Raw genomic sequence first — 18,879 nt, 5'->3', positions numbered from 1 at the left:
GATTTAGGGATAAAAATTGGCTACTTTAAGGACATTTTTGCTGACTTTTGCCAACTGGTAAGATAGTAAGTTTGGCAACAAAACCTGCAGCGGCGCCGTTGCTAGCCATCAAATTGCGTGCGATGCGGATGGTGTAGTTGCCTGATTGTGGCAAGCAGCCTTGATAAACAATACCGCCTTTGCCCCCATCAACGTTTCCCGTAGGGGATATAATAACACCGACATTGGCAAATTCAGCATAGCCCCTACGAGGCATCAATACTAAGGTTGCGTATTGATTTTTGCTAGCGTTGAATTGATAAAGTAGGCTGTCTTGCTTGGGCGATAATTGACCAACCCACATTTTACTGGTTTGGTTTTTGCCAAAATGGATAACGGTCTGTACGGGTGTAGCATTGAGCGGGTGGGTCATCGCCAATAAAGATAAGATAGTGACCAACTGATAAGGTTTTAAAAATTTTGCCATGTTTTTCGCTTACTATGAAAAATCTGTAAGATACAAATAAGGATACACAAGGGTAAAGATACACAAGGGCTAGCCAATGACTAAACAGTCATTTGCGTTATTCTCAACTTATCGCAAACATAGTAAACTAGTCAAGATTTTGTTTTGTCTGCGGTATGTAAAAATTTTAATAAGCATCTTTTAACAAGCATCTTTTAAAGACATCATATAAAGACATCGTGCAAAACATCATTTTTTCGGTTTTCCCCGTTGATTTCAACATAACTCAAGGAGTTAGCAATGATTTATCAAGGAAATAGCATCTCGGTATCGCTACTCGAAGACGGTATTGCTAAATTAAACTACGATAATCAAACTGAGAGCGTTAATAAATTTGACCAAACCACCATCAAAGAATTTGGCGAAGCAGTCACGGCATTAGAACAATCTTCAGACGTTAAAGGTCTAATCGTTACTTCAGGAAAAAAAGTTTTCATCGCTGGTGCGGACATCACTGAATTTGTTGGTAACTTCAAAAAACCAGAAGGCGAGATTGCTTCTTGGGTACTTGACATCAACAAAACATTCAACCGTTTTGAAGATTTGCCTTTCCCAAAAGTTGCGGCAATCAATGGCGCATCAATGGGCGGTGGTACAGAGATGACGTTGGTGTGTGACTACCGTGTCATGAGTGACAAAGCGAGCATCGGTTTGCCCGAAGTTAAATTGGGCATCTTCCCAGGCTTTGGTGGTTCAGTGCGTTTGCCACGTATCATCGGTATCGATAACGCGCTTGAAATCATTGCAACTGGCGAAGCACAAAAACCAGCCGCTGCATTGAAAGTCGGTATGGTGGATGCGGTTGTTGCCGCTGACCAGTTAGAGGCTTCAGCGATTGATTTAGTCAAAAAATGTATCGCAGGCGATCTAGATTGGAAAGCACGCCATGACGAAAAAATCAATCCAGTCAAATTAAACGCCCTAGAACAAGCGATGGCATTTAACTCAGCCAAAGGTGTACTGTTCTCAAAAGCCAATCCAGCGCAGTACCCAGCGCCAAAAATCGCGTTAGAGTCTATCGAAAAACACGTGAACCTACCACGTGACAAAGCGTTAGAAATTGAATCTGCAGGTTTTGCAAAAGCAGCAAAAACCCCACAAGCAGAAAGCCTAGTCGGTCTATTCTTAAACGACCAAGCCGTTCGTAAACTCGCTAAAACGCACAGCGCCAAAGCGCATGATATTAAAGAAGCCGCTGTATTGGGCGCAGGTATTATGGGTGGCGGTATTGCTTACCAAGCCGCCTCAAAAGGCTTGCCAATCATCATGAAAGACATCAAGGCAGAGCAGCTTGACTTGGGTATGAGGGAGGCCAGCAAACACCTATCAAGCGGTATGGCACGCGGTAAAGTAACCCCAGCACAAATGGGCGAAACCTTAAGCCGTATCCGTCCTACGCTCAACTACGGTGACTTTGGTGAGACTGACATCGTGATTGAAGCGGTTGTTGAAAATCCAAAAGTTAAACACGCGGTATTAAAAGAAGTTGAAGGGCTAGTTAAAGACAACTGTATCCTCGCATCTAACACTTCGACCATCTCTATCACCTACCTAGCTTCGGTACTAGAGCGCCCAGAAAACTTCGTCGGTATGCACTTCTTTAACCCAGTCCATCGTATGCCACTGGTTGAAGTAATTCGTGGTGAAAAATCCAGCGAAGAAGCGGTGGCGACTACGGTAGCGTTAGCAGAAAAAATGGGTAAAGTGCCAGTGGTGGTAAATGACTGCCCAGGTTTCTTAGTTAACCGCGTATTATTCCCTTACTTCGGTGCGTTTGACTTATTGATCAAACAAGGTGCTGACTTTGTTCAAATTGACAAAGTCATGGAAAAATTTGGCTGGCCAATGGGTCCTGCCTACTTGATGGACGTTGTGGGTATCGACACAGGGGTTCATGGGGCAGAAGTCATGGCGGAAGGCTTCCCAGACCGTATGAAACCAGACTATAAAGTGAGCGGTCAGATATTGTTTGAAGCCAATCGCTTAGGTCAAAAAAATGGCGTTGGTTTCTACAAATATGAAACGGATAAAAAAGGCAAGCCAGTTAAAACTGCCGATCCACAAACCGTTGAATTATTAAAACCATTTATCGATGCGCCAAAACAGTTTGAAGACCAAGAAATCATCGATCGTCTGATGATTGCATTATGTAATGAAACGGTTCGCTGCTTAGAAGATAACATCGTATCGACGCCTGCAGAAGCAGACATGGCGATGATTATGGGTATTGGTTTCCCGCCATTCCGTGGTGGTCCATGCCGTTACATCGACCAAATCGGCCTACAAAATTACCTAGCCCTTTGTGACAAATACGCAAGCTTAGGTAAAGCCTATGAAGCGCCACAAATGATTCGTGATATGGCGGCAAATGGTAAAACTTTTTACCCACAAGCGTAATCGACGATTATAAATTTTAAGGAGAATAGAATGACTACATTAAGTCCAAAAGATGTCGTGATTGTCGATGGCGTTCGTACCGCAATGGGCAAATCAAAAAATGGTATGTTCCGCAATGTACGCGCTGATAGCATGTCTGCGGAGCTTGTTAAAGCCTTGGTAGCGCGTAACCCGTTTGATACCAAACTTGTAGAAGATGTCATCTGGGGCTGTGTCAACCAAACCCTAGAGCAAGGTATGAACATTGGTCGTAACATCGGTTTATTGGCTGAATTACCACGTACTACGGCAGGTCAAACGGTCAACCGTCTATGTGGTTCATCAATGCAAGCGCTTCACACCGCAGCGGCACAAATCATGACTGGTCAAGGTGATGTGTTCATTATCGGTGGTGTTGAGCATATGGGTCACGTGGGCATGATGCACGGTATTGACATCAATCCAGAGGCTTCAAAATACTATGCAAAAGCCTCTAACATGATGGGTTTAACCGCTGAAATGCTTGGCCGTATGAATAACATCAGCCGTCAAGAACAAGATGCGTTTGGTGTAGAATCACATCGCCGTGCCTGGGAAGCGACACAGCAAGGTCGTTTCAAGAACGAAATCATCGGCATTGAAGGTCATGACGAAAACGGTAACCTACAACTTTGCACTATCGATGAAGTGATTCGTCCCGATGCCAACCTACAATCATTTGCGGCATTACGTCCCGTATTTGACCCTAAAGGTGGTACCGTGACAGCTGCCACGTCATCTGCCTTGTCTGACGGTGCATCTGCAATGCTTATCATGTCTGCACAAAAAGCCAAAGACTTGGGTTTAACACCGCGCGCCCGTATTCGCGGTATGGCAGTTGCAGGCTGTGACGCGGCTATCATGGGTTATGGTCCAGTACCTGCTACCCAAAAAGCCTTAAAACGCGCTGGTATGAGCATTGACGATATGCAAACCATCGAACTTAACGAAGCATTTGCCGCACAAGGCTTATCGGTTCTTAAAGGCTTAAACCTACAAGACAAACTAGACATCGTTAACCTAAATGGTGGTGCTATTGCATTAGGTCACCCACTAGGCTGTTCTGGTGCACGTATCACCACCACGCTATTAAATGTGATGGAACAACAAGACACCCAAATTGGTCTTGCCACCATGTGTATTGGTCTGGGTCAAGGTATTGCCACCATTATTGAACGTGTATAATTATTTTGTTATTAAAAAAACCCTTGATTTCAATCAAGGGTTTTTTTACGTGTGTAGTTTTTTACCCATTTTTTTACCAATGTTTTCTTATCCCTTTTTCTTTATCATATTTCTTTATTACCGTTTCTTTATCAATGTTTGTTTGCTAGTATTGCTTTACCATAAAGTCTAAGAAATTTTTTGCCAAATCTGTTATGTTGTCTAGATAAAAATAGATAAATATGGGTGTATTGTGAGTTTATTCCAAAATCTACTAGTTATTTGTATATTAGTATTGATTTCCAGTTTTTTCTCCATTTCCGAAATTGCCTTGGCAGGTGCTAGGCGCATCAAGCTAAAGTTGTTGGCAGAATCGGGTGACAATCGCGCCAATAAAATTTTACATTTACAAGAAAATTCTGCCGAATTTTTTGCCACCTCACAGATTGGGCTAAATGCCGTGGCAATTTTGGGCGGTATTGTCGGTGAGTCTGCGCTTCGTCCCTACTTTATTGACCTTATTTCCCCCTTTTATCAAGGCAAAATGCTCGATAATATCGGTTTTGTGATGTCATTTTTGCTGGTCACTTTGTTGTTTATTTTGTTTGCCGATTTAATTCCTAAACGCATTGGCATGATTAACCCAGAACGGGTGGCGTTAGCGGTGATTGAGCCTGTACTGTTGTCAATCAAAGTATTTAAGCCGCTGGCTTGGATTATCAATGGGCTGGCAAATCTGATTTTTAGAATTTTTAAAGTCAACATGGTGAGAGAAGAAAATATCACCTTTGATGATGTTTCTGCTGTGGTGGATGCAGGTGCACAAGCGGGGGTGTTGCTCAAGCAAGAACATCACTTTATCGAAAACGTTTTTGAGCTTGAAGAACGTAACGTGCCCTCTAGCATGACCACCCGTGAGGATGTGGTGTATTTCATCCTTGGGGAGTCCGAGCAAAGTATCCGCCAAAAAATCGCCAGTTACCCATATTCAAAATTTTTGGTATGTAAAGACAATATTGATGAAGTGATTGGCTATGTCGATACCAAAGATATCTTGGTAAAACTTCTTAGTAACCAGTCGCAAATTTTGCTCAATGAAACTACGATTCGTAATGTATTAATCATCCCCGATACATTAACCTTATCCGAGCTGCTAGACCGTTTTCGCTCCAGTAAAGAAAAATTTGCTGTGGTGATGAACGAATATGCGCTCATTGTCGGTGTCATTACGCTATCTGATATCATGATGACAGTGATGGGGGATTGGGTCGCACCGATTGAAGATGAGCAGCAGATTATCCAGCGTGATGAATTCTCATGGCTGATTGAAGGTACCACACCGATTGAAAACGTCAAACATGCGCTCGGTATCGAAGATTTTCCCGATTGGGACAATTATGAAACTTTAGCAGGTTTTATGATGTACAAACTGCGCAAAATTCCTCGCCCTGCGGATTTTGTTGAATATCAAGGTTATAAATTTGAAGTAGTCGATATTGATCATCATAAAATTGACCAGTTACTTGTGACGCGTAATTTCAAAGATGAAGAAGAGCACATTATCAGTGATAGTTAGTCAAAGTGATTGAGTAATACGGCCGCTTTGACTTGAAATTGATTAACTTTTTTCACGTTTCTTGTTAAAGTAGTTCATGGTTTCACCAAATCGTGAACTTTTTTCTTTTGGGCTTGGCAAACGGTAAAATTATTTTATGCTTGAAATCCGCCACCTTCAATTATTGACCGCACTACGTGAGCAAGGCTCGCTTGCTGCCGCGGCTGAGGACTTGTATGTCACTGCGTCAGCGGTGTCCCATCAGCTCAAAGAAATTGAAAACTATTATGGCGTTAGTCTGGTCAATCGCCGCTCAAGACCGCTAAGCTTTACCCCAGCAGGCAAAGAAGTACTCAAACTTGCGGACAGTGTGCTACCGCAATTTAATCGTACCACCGCCAACCTTAAAAGACTGGGTCGTGGTCAAACGGGACAATTACGTTTGGCCTCGGAATGTCATAGCTGTTTTGATTGGTTGATGCCTATTCTTAATCGTTATCGCAGGGAATGGCAAGACGTTGAGCTGGACTTTAGCTCAGGCTTTGAACCTGAGCCTCACCAAATGTTACTCGATGAAGAAATTGATGTGCTTATCACAGCCAGTCGCTTACCCTTGGAGGGAATCAGCTATCTGCCGTTATTCCAATATGAAAGTCGCTTGGTGTTGTCACCGACGCACCCATTGGTCGATAAAAAATCGCCGATTTTGCCAGAAGATTTGATTGATGAAACGCTCATCGTCTATCCTGTGGAGGCCAAGCGCCTTGATATCATCGCGCATTTTTTTGCCCCTGCAGGACTTGCGCCCAAGAAACTAAGAACCACAGAATTGACCGCGATGTTAATTCAGCTGGTTGCGAGTGAACGAGGGGTTGCCTCGTTACCGAATTGGGTGGTCAATGAATACGAAAAAAAAGGCTGGGTCATATCAAGGGCATTGGGGGAAGGCGTGTTTTGCCAGCTTTATGCGGCGACCCGTACCACAAGTAAAGAGGTGGCTTATATCCAAGGGTTTTTGGATTTACTGCCAGAGATTAGCCATAAATCAACATTACCCGCCCATCATCGAGCCTAATTGATTAAACCTAATCAATTAAAAATGCTGGGTGTGACATTACAACACTTATGTTGATGTATGCCACAGCCAAATTACATACCAACACACGCCAACAAAAGACACACCAACAGAAGCCAAAGCGAGCTCACCCAAAGTAGAATGGGATTACTTTGAAACTAGGTTAACCTCTTCAGGGGCGATATGCGTTGTCGCTAATACCGTAGGCTCATCATATTCAACTTTTTCAGTCACCAATTCTTCATGACGCAATGTCACAGGAATTTGCGTTTCATGACTGACGTTTTGGGTCATTAACTGTACTTTTTCCGCCACAATGGTTTCAATATTCACTTTCGCTGTTTGTTGAAGTAGAGGAATCTCAATCGGGGTATCGCCTAAAGTAATCGCTTGCCCATTCACCATCAACTGTGGCACATTGACGTTATTAGTAACCACACTAACTAAATTATCATGAGGCGCGTTAGCCTGGGAAAATACATGTTCAATCACTAACACTTCTTGATTGAGTGTCACAGGAACGTTAACCGTTTGGCTGATGATTTTTTTTGATAATTTAATATTGTCTTTGATAAATCGCTCAATTTGCACTTGGGGGCGTTCAGCTAATAGCTCTAAGGTGTTAGTGGTATCTTCACGAAGATCGACGGTTTTAACAATGTTATCATGAGTATGGGTATCATTAGTGTCTAGTTCGGTAGTATTTGTCATCGGGTTTTTCATAAAGTGTTTTCCATTGCAAAGTTATTGTTCCAAAATCCTGTAATAATATATAACAACCACAAAAAAGGCAGATGAAATCATCTGCCTTTTTCAAGCCAATGGCAACACCGTTGGCAGAAGTTAAACTTTATAGTAATTAATTCTAATGATATTAATTATTAAAGTTTACGGGGCGCATTTGGATCAATTGCAGGTGATACATTACCATCGACGGTATCAACACCCGTTACACGCTCAACGCCATCTTTTTGTACATCTAACTCTTCACGGCGAACGGTTTCATTAAAGGTCTCAGTGCGAGTTTGTGCCACTTTATCTACGTTAACTTCTTCAGTGACATAAGTTTGTTTGTTAACATTTGCACGTTCTGCTTCAAGTTCAACCTCAATAGTAGCATTGTCATTATCACCAATGCTGCGATCAGTAGGTTTATTAACTGGTGTACGCTGGATATGCGCTTGTTCTTCAGTTAATTCAACGTTGACAGTGCGTGGCTCAGACACAACGTGTTTACCAACTTTTAGTAAACCCGCTACGATTTTGTCTTTATTGACTGAAATGCGTTCTTCAAGTAACTGTAATGTATTAGGTGATTGGTAATCGTTATCAGTAAGCCTAACAGGTGTGGCAGCACGGTCAAATACGTGACGGTCACGAACCGTTTGTTCTTCAATACTGTAGTTGTAGTCAGGATCGTAGCTATCCATTGTTTCAACAGTATCTCGGCTGAGCGAATCAAAGTATACATTGTCATCTTGAATACGAGCTAGACCCGCTGGTACTAAAACTTCTTTCGAGCTAAACCAGCCACCTACATCAACAATGAAATAGCGAATACGGCCTGTGCTCTCATCAACTAAAGCACCTTGAATACTACCCACTTTGTCGCCATTGGCGCCATAAGCGTTTTTACCAGTTGGATCAAAATAATCGTTACCTAAAAGGTCAACGTGGGTGTCTTGGATATCGCGTAAACGTATTAAACTTGCCATGGAAAAATCTCCTTTAGATATCTTATTGTTTATTTTTTATTAAGGTAGTTAAGTTAAAAACTAAATAAATATAAGATAGTTTTTTATAGTTAAATGAAAATTGTTATAATAAAATTTTTAAAATTCAACAAATTAGATGTTTCACAGCTACTTGGTTGTTGCAACAGATGCTTGATTGTTGAAATCGCCGATGATAAAAACGATGAAAAATGCCATACGCTTAATCGTTCGACTTGCAAACAAGATTACTGAAAAAAGCTCCCATTAAGTAGTAGGATTTGATAAATTTTTGTTTAGAGGGTGTAATTGGCAGTTGTCTTAAGTAACTTTTGCAACCAAGCGTAAAAAAAATTGGCTTTTAGCAATAAATTAAAAACATATAAAAAAAGTTGGGTAGAGCACTTAGCGCGAAACACCATTGCCCACCCAATAAGGCGTTATAAAAGATAAGTAATAAAAAATAATGAGTTATCAACATATATATTAGGTGATTTTCAATGACAAAATATCAGGGCAAAATAACCCGCTGGCAAGATGACAAAGGCTTTGGATTTATTGAGCGGACGGATAACAATTTACAAAACTCAGCCATCTTTTTTCATATCAGTGAATACCGAGCAAACCAACGTCCTGTGCTTAATGAAGCGGTAGTTTTTGAAATAGGGCAAGGCAGAGATGGCAAACCCTGTGCTATCAACGTGCAGCAACAGACGTTTGTCAGACAAAAAATTGCCCAGCAACATGCCCGCCAAGTTCGTCAAGCTCAAAACGATCTTAAAAATCAAACATTACTCACGTGGGTGGCTATTGGGGTGCTGTTTTTTGTGTTACTGACCGCTGTTGTGCTGGTTAAGCACTTACCCTTATGGATTATTGGTTGGTATTTTGCGATAAGTTTGGCGACCTATCTGCTATACGCGCATGATAAAAAAGCTGCACAAAATGGAGATTGGCGCGTGCAAGAAGCGTCACTCCATAAATTAGCTTTTGCTGGGGGTTGGGTAGGGGCGGCGTTTGCCCATTGGTTATTGCGCCATAAATCAACCAAGCCAGAATTTCGTAGGGCTTTTTACTTAACAGTGATCGGGAATCTCTTAGCTTTGGCAATCATAAGTTATATCAACCTAAAAATCAAATGATTGCTTGATAGATTGATGGTTATAGGTCGATTGTTGAGCAAAAAAAATCCCTAATCTAGCTTAGGGATTTTTTTTGCATAAGACAATTAGATTAATTCAATGGCTAAGGCAACGGCTTCACCGCCACCGATACATAGGCTAGCAATGCCTTTTTTACCGCCTGTGCGTTTGAGTGAGTTGATGAGTGTGACTACGATACGCGCACCCGATGCCCCCACGGGATGACCCAATGCACAAGCACCGCCTTCGATATTAACCTTAGCATGATCAAGGTCATTTTCTTGCATAGCAAGCATGGTTACCATGGCGAATGCTTCATTGATTTCCCAAAGATCAACGTCTTCTTTGCTCCAGCCAGCTTTTGCTAAAACTTTTTTCACACACTCGATGGGTGCGATGGTAAATTCGCTTGGGTGCTGTGAGTGAGTGGCTTGGGCAACGATACGTGCGACTGGTTTTAAGCCTTTTTCTTTGGCTTTGTCTTCTGACATCAATACAACGGCGGCTGCCCCATCAGAGATTGAGCTTGAGTTAGCAGCAGTGACTGTACCGTCTTTTGAGAACGCAGGTTTTAAGGTTGGGATTTTGTCTACATTGGCTTTACCGGGTTGTTCATCCGTGTCAATGACTACATCGCCTTTACGAGTTTTGACAGTAACCGGAACGATTTCGTTTTTGAAGTGACCTTCATTGATGGCGGTGTTGGCGCGTTTTAGCGATTCAATAGCAAATGCATCCATCGCCTCACGTGTGATACCCCGTTTATCTGCCATTTCTTGCGCAAATGCACCCATTAACTTGCCGGTATCAGCATCTTTAAGACCATCTAAGAACATGGTGTCTTTGATCTCGCCATCACCCATGCGATAACCACCACGTGCTTTTGGTAGCACATAAGGGGCGTTGGTCATTGATTCCATACCACCTGCTACCACGATATCAAATTCGCCGCTACGAATTGAGTTGGCACCGAGCATAATGGCTTTCATACCAGAACCACAAAGTTTGTTGACATTGATTGCGCCTGTGGCATCTGGGATACCTGCTTTACGCATCGCTTGACGCGCTGGGCTTTGACCTGCACCCGCGGTTAAGATACAACCCATGATAACTTCGTCAATCTCTTCTGGTTTTACGCCGGCACGGTTGACGGCTTCTTTAATCACGGTTGCACCAAGCTCTGGCATTGATACTTCGTTCAAATCACCTTGGAATCCACCCATTGGGGTGCGAACGCCATCCACGATTACGACTGAATTTTCCATATTAAATTTCCTTTGAGTTAGGGTTTCTGTTGTCACAAGCAAACTACGACCTAAATCACTAGGGTCTATAAACAGGGTTGTAAACGGCAACCATGCCAATCACAATAGATGTTTTAAGTTTTGCTAATGCGATACATTTCATATTATCATAGTTAAAATGTAAATTAAACTACTGAAAATACTGTAAAATATACCAGTCGAGTCTACCTAAATTTTACTGCATTAACTCATCCAACCGAATGCGCACCACCTTATCTGTCACGGTATCTAACGCTTCGATTTTAGCAATCGCTTCATTCATATTGCGCTCAACGACGGGGTCAACCATAATAATGACTGGCAAATCAGTGCTAGTATCATCATGTGCTGGCTGTTGCAAAATTGCATCAATACTAATTTTAGACTCACTTAAAATGCGGGTGACTTCTGCTAGTACACCTAAATCATCTTTGACCTGTAGGCGCAGATAGTAGCCTGTGATCATTTCATCGCTCGATAAAATACGTGTGTTATTGAGTGTCTCAGGCTGGAATGCCAGATGCGGCACCAAATTTGCGGTTGAATCATTGGTCTCTGCAAGGGCGCGTACCATGTCCACCACATCTGCCATCACGGCTGATGCAGTTGCCCCCGCCCCGGCACCCGAACCGTAATACAAGGTTTGTCCGACAGGCTCTGCGTCAACCATGATGGCATTTTTTACCCCATTCACATTGGCAAGTAACACCTGTTTTGGAATCAAAGTCGGGTGTACACGTAATTCAATACCTTCTTCGCCACTGTCTAAAATACGACGTTTGGCAAACCCTAAATGCTTGATACGATAGCCAAGCTCGTTGGCATAACGCACATCTTGCTTGGTGATTTTGGTAATGCCTTCACAGTAAACTTTGTCAAATTGTAGTGGGATACCAAACGCGATTGATGCAAGTAGCGTTAATTTATGCGCAGCATCAATCCCTTCGACGTCAAATGTCGGATCGGCTTCGGCATACCCCAGCGCTTGGGCTTCAGCGAGGACATCTGCAAAGTCCCGCTTTTTATCGCGCATTTCAGTCATGATAAAGTTGCCTGTACCATTGATGATACCTGCAAGCCAATCGATTTTGTTGGCAGCCAAGCCTTCACGTAAGATTTTGATAATCGGAATACCGCCTGCAACCGCGGCTTCATACGCCACTTTCACGCCCTTGGAATCTGCCTTGGCAAAAATCTCATTGCCATGTTCTGCTAGTAAGGCTTTGTTGGCAGTCACAATATGTTTGCCATGCTCGATTGCCGCTAAAATTACCTCTTTAGCCGTGGTGGTACCGCCCATCAATTCCACCACAATATCCACATCATCTTGCTGAACGATATCAAGCAAATCGGCAGATTGTTTGATGTCTGTTGGGATATCGGTACGGTTGCGACGCGTGCCTACGTGGGTAATTTTAATCTCACGTCCTGTGCGACGCGTCATTTCATCAAGGTTGTTTTGTAGTAGTTCAACCACCCCAGTACCCACAGTACCAAGCCCTAAAATCGCTAATTGAATAGGTCGATTATTCATAAAAAAAATTCTCAAATGTCAAAAATATAAAAATAAAAGTTTAAAAATAGGCTAGGTAAATATACCATGCTAACTTGTGATTGGTAAGGTATAAAATCCAATTGCCCAAAAAAATTAAAATAAAAAAACCAGCTAATGAGTACTAGCTGGTTTGTATTCCATCAGGGGTGAACTTATTTGAGGTTGAGCGCCTGTGCCAATTCAGCAGGTGGCACATAACCGCCAAGTTGATGACCTTCTGTGTCAAACACGGCTGGGGTGCCATTGATACCCAAATTTGCGCCTAACTCATAAATTTTACGTACGGGGTTACTGCAAGTCGGTGCATTGATAGGCAGGCCCAATTTGGCATCGGTTAAAGCTTTTTTGCGGTCACTGCTGCACCAGATTTTTTCCATGATAGGCATGGTTTGTTCACTACGTGGCCAAGGTAGATAACGCACTTCGATACCCAGTGCATTTACTTCATCAATTTCACTGTGGAATTTACGGCAATAACCACAATCTGCATCGGTAAACACATAGATTGCCGCTTTCGTCTGCCCCTTAGCAGGGAAGATAATCATGTCTTTTTTATCAATAGTGGCAAGACTGGCTTTCGCATCTTGCGCTTGCAAGTTCGCTGAGATATGCTCAGGTTTGGCACCACCGACTTTGATGATATCGCCTTGTACTACATATTGACCTGTCGCATCGGTGAAAAACGCCGGTAAACCTTCGGCTTTAACCCAATAGATATTTGGCATACTGGTCGCTGTCACCGAGGTGATTTTGGCGGTGATACCTGATTTGGCTAAATTTGCCGCCAGCATTTGCTGTAGCTGTGATTCATTTTTTGTCACGGTGGCTGAGCTGCTACTCGCTTCGTGTTTCTGACTTTCAGAATTGACGGGTGTGCGCGATTGGGCATTATCACAACCTGCCAAACCAACAATGCCAGCCACGGTGATGACACTGGTAATTAAACGGGTAGCTAATGAGGTTTTAGAACGATAAGTTGCAAAACGAATGAGCATGAGAAAACCCACAGAACGTTAATATAGGTTTTTATTTTACCATATTGTTATGGCGTATGAGCGCTACCCCTGTCAACTTATTGTTAATAATCTATCAGGTCTACTAGGTCGGGGCTCACATTTTTGCCCGTTCCAATCTTTCTGCTCGTCTCAATCTTTCCGCTTGTTTCAATCTTTTGGTGCGCTAAAAGCAACCGGCTCAAAGCCAAGTTCTATTAATGGATTAAAAGGTTGTTTAACAAAGTTTGCTTAACTAGGTTTTTTAAAAAAATTCAGCGTTTAAGCAAATAACTTTTGATAAGTTGCAATACAATTTAAACATTGTGTTTGAATGACAAATTTGTAAACTAATAAATCGTCAGCTAGTTATAACTATTATTATTTTTTCATCTTTTACTATTTTTTAGGAATTTATCATGGCAATTGCTAGTTTGTTAACCTTACTCGACGATATTAGCGTCATCCTAGATGATGTATCGGTGATGACAAAAGTCGCTGCCAAAAAAACGGCGGGCGTGTTGGGCGATGATTTGGCACTTAACGCCAATCAAGTGTCAGGGGTAAAAGCCGATCGCGAGTTACCTGTGGTGTGGAGTGTCGCCAAAGGCTCCTTAGTCAATAAAGCGATTTTGGTGCCACTGGCTTTGATTATTAGTGCGATTTCGCAAGCCTTAGTGACCGGGTTATTGATGATTGGTGGTTTATATCTGTGTTATGAAGGGGCAGAAAAAGTGGTGCACAAATTTTGGCCCCACGCTGGCAGCAATGACCCCGAGCAAGCCGAACGGGTAGCAGCCAATGCCAATGAAAGCATAGATTTGGTGGCGCATGAAAAAGAGAAAATCAAAGGGGCAGTGCGGACGGACTTTATTTTATCGGCTGAAATCATTGTGATTTCCCTCGGTACCATTGCGGCAACGGTGCCTTTACTGGATAAGGCAGTAACACTGGTAGTAATTTCACTCATCATGACAGTGGGTGTGTATGGCTTTGTAGCTATGATTGTCAAGATAGATGATTTGGGGTTGCACTTACAACAAAAGTCGTCATCAGCGGCACAAAATATAGGTAAAGCCTTATTAGCCTTTGCGCCTATTTTGATGAAAGTGCTATCAATCGCCGGTACTTTGGCGATGTTCTTGGTGGGTGGTGGTATTTTGGCACATGGCGTTGGCGCATTACATCATGGGATTGAACATTTAGGTGACTTGTCAGGGGCGTTTTCAGGCTTAACCACCAACCTATTAAATGCACTGGTTGGTTTGATAGCAGGTTTAGTGGTAGTTGCGATCATGACAGTCATCTCAAAAATTCGTAACAAGCCTGCCCATTAAACAAGCCCGCCCATTCATAGTATCTAAAATTTGTAGCTAAAACAAAAAAGCAGTTCGTGTTGAACTGCTTTTTTATTTTAGCTACATGCAAACGCGATTGATTTACTGATTAGGCTACGGCGTTACCGACTCATCGTGAGAGGGCGCTACGTCAGTTTGGGCGGTGGTCGTCGATTTTTTAGTGACAACAACGGCATTTTCCACCTTTTTACTGGTACGCGTTTTGGGTTTGGCTGCTGGTTTTTCGCTCGCCTTAGCTTTACGCGTACGGGTTTTCGGTGCTTTTGGGGTTGCCAAGGTCAGCATACCAACGGTTGCCGGTTTCATTTGTTCTGCCACACTTTCAATCATGTTCTTATAACTTACCGGTGTGGTTTTACGTTTTTGCGCCGCTGCTTCTGCGCTATCTTCTACGTCCGTTTGTTCAAGCGCTTCGGTGCCAGTGTTACGGTCTAATGCGGGTTCATCAGCTGTTGGCACTAAGTCAACGTCCTGATTGGCTGTAGCGTCATCTGCTATTGTTGTCACAGAGACCGGCTCGGTTGGTCGGTTAGCGACTGGCGCATTGTGTGCTTGCAAGTAAGCTTCGACCAATTTACCTTGCCCAATCAAAGCATGACCTTGCTCGCCCAAACGCGCCACAATCCATGCGCCTACGCTACCTGCTTGATAGGACAGATGGTTTTGGTTAGGCGACGCTGATTGAGTTGAGGCTGCTTCTACTTGACCTTTGCCACTGTCAGTTTCATTCGAGATAGGCTCAGCAACTGACGGGTTTGAATCAGTCGGCGCTTGAGCGACAGCAGTATTAACCAAAGAACCGCGTGGGTCATTGATGGCGCGTTTAGTTACCGCTGGTAGTGCAGCGTCAGTTTTGCCTGCTTGGCGTTGGAACTGATTGGCTGGCAAAATGGCCGTATGATAATCATCCAAATTTTGCGCGGATAGACTGGCATAGCCATAATTTCTAAAGTACTGCCCAAAACGCTGTTGTTCAGCCACTACGACATTATCTTTTGCTGGGGTGGTAGCAGCTTGATGATTAAAAGCATCGATGGCTTGGATAAAGCAGCTAACCACGCTGTCGCTTGCCATTTTTTCAGCGGCATTATCTAAGTACTGGTTAATAAACTGACTCACCGTACCTGAAATTTTTGTCACCGAAGTGCTCACGACAGAGGCAACTGGGCTAAATTGCGCTTGATAAGCCTTGTAAACTTCGCGTGGGTCATTTTTGGCACGACCTTGGCTCGGTGTCACTGCCAGCTGTGCTGTGGCTGGCTCAGCGGATGGCTTAGATGGTGTGGATGCTGTAGAAAGCTCTGCTACCTCGTCATTGGACACTGTAATGCTGCTAGGGATAACTGGCGTCTGAGTTGCCTGTTCGGGTGTTGTGGGTTCGGGCATCGTAGCCGATGCTATTGGCTGAACCTCAGGTTCTGCAATTTCCCCTTTGCTAGCATCTAGCGAGAGGTGCGTTGTTTCAACCGCAGCTATAGGTTGCTGTTGTTCAGTTTTAAATACTTGAACTTGCACACTGTTAGGGTCACGTTGTTTTGTGCCTTTCGGTTTGTCTGCTCTAGATTGGTTGTTTTTTCTACCATCGACAGGGGCAACAGCGGTATCAGTCGCTGTTACATCATTGACTACAACCGCGTTACTATCCTCATTCGCTAGTGTTGGACGACGTTCTTTGACCCCGCGGCTGTCACGGCGACTATTCGGCTCGCGTTTTGGCAGCTCACTCGTTTTGGCAGTTTTTGACGCATCATTTGACTTGTCTTTATTGCTGTCAGTGTCCTGTGATGAAACTTCCGCCTCACTCGTTTCAGATTGATAACGGTTTGGTTTTTTAGCCTTTGGTTTGCGGTTACCACGTTTACGGCGCTCGGCATCTTTATCGCTTGATTCAGCCGTGGCTGAAGGTTGTTGAGACGCTTCTTGATAGGGATTGGCACTAGTTTCGCTGGTGTTTGTGCTCACTACAGGGATGCTTGCCGTCAATGCGGCGTGATTGATTTGACCTTGCACACCCAAGCTTTGCGCGCCGGTATTGACGAGACTTTCAATCGCCGAAGCGGCATCTTGACCACTAAAATGTGGAGTGACTTGGGCTTGCTGGGTAGGAGCAAACAAGTTCGATAGCCAAGCGACTGCAGAGGTTGCAGGCACAGTGGCAGCCGGCTGCACAGGCTGTGGCGCGGCAGCTTTGGGGGCAGTCGTATTGTTGGTAGTTTGCTGAGGTTTATTGGATGGTGTTGCAGGGCTAGGCGTGGTGTTGGCGGCGTTGCTAGCACTGCTCCAGGCATTATGATTACCTGTCGGTGCTACACGGCTGACTTCATTGTCATCGGTGTGCCAGTTGCTCGTATCGTAGCCACGGTCTTTATATTCTTGTTGTTGGCTTTCGGCGACACGCTCATAGCTCGATGGCGCAAACCCGTCACTGTTATAAGTGATATTAAACTCGGGGGATTCAAGATGTGCATGCGGCAAGATAGTAATGCGCGTGCCACTTTCTTGCTCAAGACAGACGAGCGTTTCACGTTTTTCGTTGAGTAAAAATGCCGCGATATCGGTTGGCACTTCGGCTTGTATTTCGCCATGACGCTCTTGTAGCGCCCGTTGTTCGATTTGACGCATGATTGACAAAGCAAGTGAACGCAAGTCACGAATCATACCGGTACCGTGACAACGCGGGCAGAGGTAACCTGTCGCTTCTTCAAGTGACGGACGCAAGCGTTGACGACTCATTTCAAGTAGTCCGAAACGTGAAATTTCAGCGAATTGGATACGCGCGCGGTCGTTTTTAGTGGCTTCTTTGAGACGATTTTCCACTTGTTTTTGGTGGTCATCGGTTGCCATGTCAATAAAGTCAATAACAATCAAACCACCCATATCACGCAGGCGTAATTGACGGGCGATTTCATCTGCTGCTTCTAAATTGGTATTAAACGCCGTTTCTGAGACATCCGCGCCTTTGGTGGCTTTTGATGAGTTGATATCGATTGATACCAGGGCTTCAGTTTGGTCAATCACAATCGAACCGCCGCTTGGCAAACGTACTTCACGTTGGTAGGCGGTTTCGATTTGTTTTTCAATTCCAAAACGGGCAAACATCGGCTCATAGTCCGTGTATTTGCGCAGTTTATTCGCTTGCTGCGGCATCACCGCTTCAATAAAATTCGCCGCTTCATTATAAGCGTATTCATTGTCGACCCAAATTTCCGCGATATCATCACGCAGGTAGTCGCGTACGGCACGGGTGACTACGCCCGCTTCTTGGTGCAACAGGCGAGGTGAGGGGAATTTTTGGCTTTGTTGTTGGATGCCTTTCCAAATGTTTAATAAATGGTCAAGGTCATGTTGTAGCTCATCAGTGGTTTTACCAATCCCTGCGGTACGGATGATAATGCTCATGCCTTTGGGTAGTCTTAGCTCACTTAACGCTTGCTTCATCTCATCGCGCAGCTTGCCAGAGATTTGGCGAGAGATACCGCCGCCACGTGCATTGTTGGGCATCAATACCAAATAACGACCCGCCAATGAAATCAGAGTAGATAAAGCCGCGCCTTTATTACCGCGTTCTTCTTTTTCCACTTGCACGATGAGCTCATCGCCTTCTTTAATCAGTTGCTTGATGTTATTGGTAGAGCGAGGGTCACCTGCTAGATACTCTGGGGCGATTTCACGAATCGGTAAAAAACCTTGACGTTGTGAACCGTATTCCACAAATACGGCTTCAAGCGATGGCTCGACACGGGTCACATGACCTTTATAAATATTGGCTTTTTTTTGCTCGCGGGTACGGTTTTCTAAATCGAAATCATATAAGTGATTGCCATTGCACAGGGCAACACGGATTTCTTCGGCGTGGGTAGCATTGATAAGGATGCGTTTCATGTGTTTTCTCCTAAACACACAAAACATACGAGCGTAGATAAATGTTGCTATCAAACATTTGATGAAACAACGTCAAACAGTCTTGATTAGACTCGCTGATACCAAGCTTAAGCGGCTTGATAACAAGGTTTGTTGTTCATCAAAAATTGCATGATTAAGTTGGATTATTGCCATAGCGAGGTTGTAAGCCTGCTAGGTAAACGCTACCGTCATGCTGGATTGGGGTTGTTGACCAAAACAA

Annotated in this window: 13 protein-coding genes; 6 read left to right on the top strand and 7 right to left on the bottom strand. The window is 43.8% G+C overall.

Going from position 1 to position 18,879, the window contains the following annotated elements; genetic code table 11:
• Positions 1-25: 25 nt before the first annotated feature.
• On the bottom strand, positions 26-466 hold the full coding sequence (locus RTP55_RS06900) for a hypothetical protein (RefSeq protein WP_144918032.1): 441 nt from the start codon (positions 464-466) through the stop codon (positions 26-28).
• Between the two features lie 279 nt (positions 467-745).
• Between RTP55_RS06900 and fadB the strand changes: the two genes are divergently transcribed.
• The 4 genes from fadB to RTP55_RS06880 all read left to right on the top strand — a co-directional run bounded on the left by fadB (position 746) and on the right by RTP55_RS06880 (position 6,714).
• Positions 746-2,902, top strand: coding sequence for a fatty acid oxidation complex subunit alpha FadB (fadB, locus tag RTP55_RS06895; RefSeq protein WP_312385140.1), 2,157 nt, complete (start codon positions 746-748; stop codon positions 2,900-2,902).
• Between the two features lie 30 nt (positions 2,903-2,932).
• The gene (fadA, locus tag RTP55_RS06890; protein WP_100270450.1) at positions 2,933-4,105 is read left to right on the top strand and encodes an acetyl-CoA C-acyltransferase FadA; all 1,173 of its coding nucleotides are present in this window, start codon (positions 2,933-2,935) and stop codon (positions 4,103-4,105) included.
• 232 nt (positions 4,106-4,337) lie between these two features.
• Complete coding sequence (gene paeA, locus RTP55_RS06885) at positions 4,338-5,660, top strand: polyamine export protein PaeA (protein ID WP_312385137.1); 1,323 nt, start codon at positions 4,338-4,340, stop codon at positions 5,658-5,660.
• A gap of 136 nt (positions 5,661-5,796) precedes the next feature.
• The gene (locus RTP55_RS06880; protein ID WP_007115530.1) at positions 5,797-6,714 is read left to right on the top strand and encodes a LysR family transcriptional regulator; all 918 of its coding nucleotides are present in this window, start codon (positions 5,797-5,799) and stop codon (positions 6,712-6,714) included.
• A 147-nt stretch (positions 6,715-6,861) separates the two neighbouring features.
• Here the strand turns inward: RTP55_RS06880 and RTP55_RS06875 are convergent, their stop codons facing one another.
• Positions 6,862-7,425 (bottom strand): DUF2382 domain-containing protein, encoded by a 564-nt coding sequence (locus RTP55_RS06875; RefSeq protein WP_312385133.1) that lies wholly within the window; start codon positions 7,423-7,425, stop codon positions 6,862-6,864.
• Positions 7,426-7,595: 170 nt separating this feature from the next.
• A complete protein-coding gene (locus tag RTP55_RS06870) occupies positions 7,596-8,429 on the bottom strand; it encodes a DUF2382 domain-containing protein (protein ID WP_312385129.1) in 834 nt (277 codons plus the stop codon).
• Between the two features lie 497 nt (positions 8,430-8,926).
• Here RTP55_RS06870 and RTP55_RS06865 point away from each other — a divergent pair, with 497 nt between their 5' ends.
• Complete coding sequence (locus tag RTP55_RS06865) at positions 8,927-9,568, top strand: DUF1294 domain-containing protein (protein ID WP_312385128.1); 642 nt, start codon at positions 8,927-8,929, stop codon at positions 9,566-9,568.
• Positions 9,569-9,654: 86 nt separating this feature from the next.
• On the opposite strand, the gene RTP55_RS06860 is transcribed toward RTP55_RS06865, so the two are convergent.
• From RTP55_RS06860 to RTP55_RS06850, 3 genes are all read right to left on the bottom strand, one after another.
• Positions 9,655-10,833 carry a thiolase family protein gene (locus tag RTP55_RS06860; RefSeq protein ID WP_188874913.1) on the bottom strand — a complete coding sequence of 393 codons (1,179 nt, stop codon included), beginning with the start codon at positions 10,831-10,833 and terminating at the stop codon, positions 9,655-9,657.
• Positions 10,834-11,047: 214 nt separating this feature from the next.
• Positions 11,048-12,385 carry a homoserine dehydrogenase gene (locus RTP55_RS06855; RefSeq protein WP_312385126.1) on the bottom strand — a complete coding sequence of 446 codons (1,338 nt, stop codon included), beginning with the start codon at positions 12,383-12,385 and terminating at the stop codon, positions 11,048-11,050.
• Positions 12,386-12,558: 173 nt separating this feature from the next.
• Complete coding sequence (locus RTP55_RS06850) at positions 12,559-13,401, bottom strand: DsbC family protein (protein WP_312385124.1); 843 nt, start codon at positions 13,399-13,401, stop codon at positions 12,559-12,561.
• 416 nt (positions 13,402-13,817) lie between these two features.
• On the opposite strand from RTP55_RS06850, the gene RTP55_RS06845 reads away from it, so the two are divergent.
• Entirely contained in the window at positions 13,818-14,735 is a 918-nt protein-coding gene (locus RTP55_RS06845) for a DUF808 domain-containing protein (protein ID WP_312385123.1), read from the top strand.
• 114 nt (positions 14,736-14,849) lie between these two features.
• Here RTP55_RS06845 and RTP55_RS06840 read toward each other — a convergent pair whose 3' ends face one another.
• The gene (locus tag RTP55_RS06840; RefSeq protein ID WP_312385121.1) at positions 14,850-18,638 is read right to left on the bottom strand and encodes an Rne/Rng family ribonuclease; all 3,789 of its coding nucleotides are present in this window, start codon (positions 18,636-18,638) and stop codon (positions 14,850-14,852) included.
• Positions 18,639-18,879: the final 241 nt, after the last annotated feature.

It is taken from the genome of Moraxella sp. CTOTU47579 (assembly GCF_032004885.1).
GTDB lineage: Bacteria > Pseudomonadota > Gammaproteobacteria > Pseudomonadales > Moraxellaceae > Faucicola > Faucicola tetraodonis.
This window is presented reverse-complemented; position numbering and strand designations above follow the sequence as displayed.

Bases quoted from the DNA above. Each gene is read 5' to 3' on its own strand.
- RTP55_RS06900 (WP_144918032.1), bottom strand. From the start codon at position 466: ATGGCAAAATTTTTAAAACCTTATCAGTTGGTCACTATCTTATCTTTA.
- fadB (WP_312385140.1), top strand. From the start codon at position 746: ATGATTTATCAAGGAAATAGCATCTCGGTATCGCTACTCGAAGACGGT.
- fadA (WP_100270450.1), top strand. From the start codon at position 2,933: ATGACTACATTAAGTCCAAAAGATGTCGTGATTGTCGATGGCGTTCGT.
- RTP55_RS06880 (WP_007115530.1), top strand. From the start codon at position 5,797: ATGCTTGAAATCCGCCACCTTCAATTATTGACCGCACTACGTGAGCAA.
- RTP55_RS06875 (WP_312385133.1), bottom strand. From the start codon at position 7,425: ATGACAAATACTACCGAACTAGACACTAATGATACCCATACTCATGAT.
- RTP55_RS06870 (WP_312385129.1), bottom strand. From the start codon at position 8,429: ATGGCAAGTTTAATACGTTTACGCGATATCCAAGACACCCACGTTGAC.
- RTP55_RS06865 (WP_312385128.1), top strand. From the start codon at position 8,927: ATGACAAAATATCAGGGCAAAATAACCCGCTGGCAAGATGACAAAGGC.
- RTP55_RS06860 (WP_188874913.1), bottom strand. From the start codon at position 10,833: ATGGAAAATTCAGTCGTAATCGTGGATGGCGTTCGCACCCCAATGGGT.
- RTP55_RS06855 (WP_312385126.1), bottom strand. From the start codon at position 12,385: ATGAATAATCGACCTATTCAATTAGCGATTTTAGGGCTTGGTACTGTG.
- RTP55_RS06850 (WP_312385124.1), bottom strand. From the start codon at position 13,401: ATGCTCATTCGTTTTGCAACTTATCGTTCTAAAACCTCATTAGCTACC.
- RTP55_RS06845 (WP_312385123.1), top strand. From the start codon at position 13,818: ATGGCAATTGCTAGTTTGTTAACCTTACTCGACGATATTAGCGTCATC.
- RTP55_RS06840 (WP_312385121.1), bottom strand. From the start codon at position 18,638: ATGAAACGCATCCTTATCAATGCTACCCACGCCGAAGAAATCCGTGTT.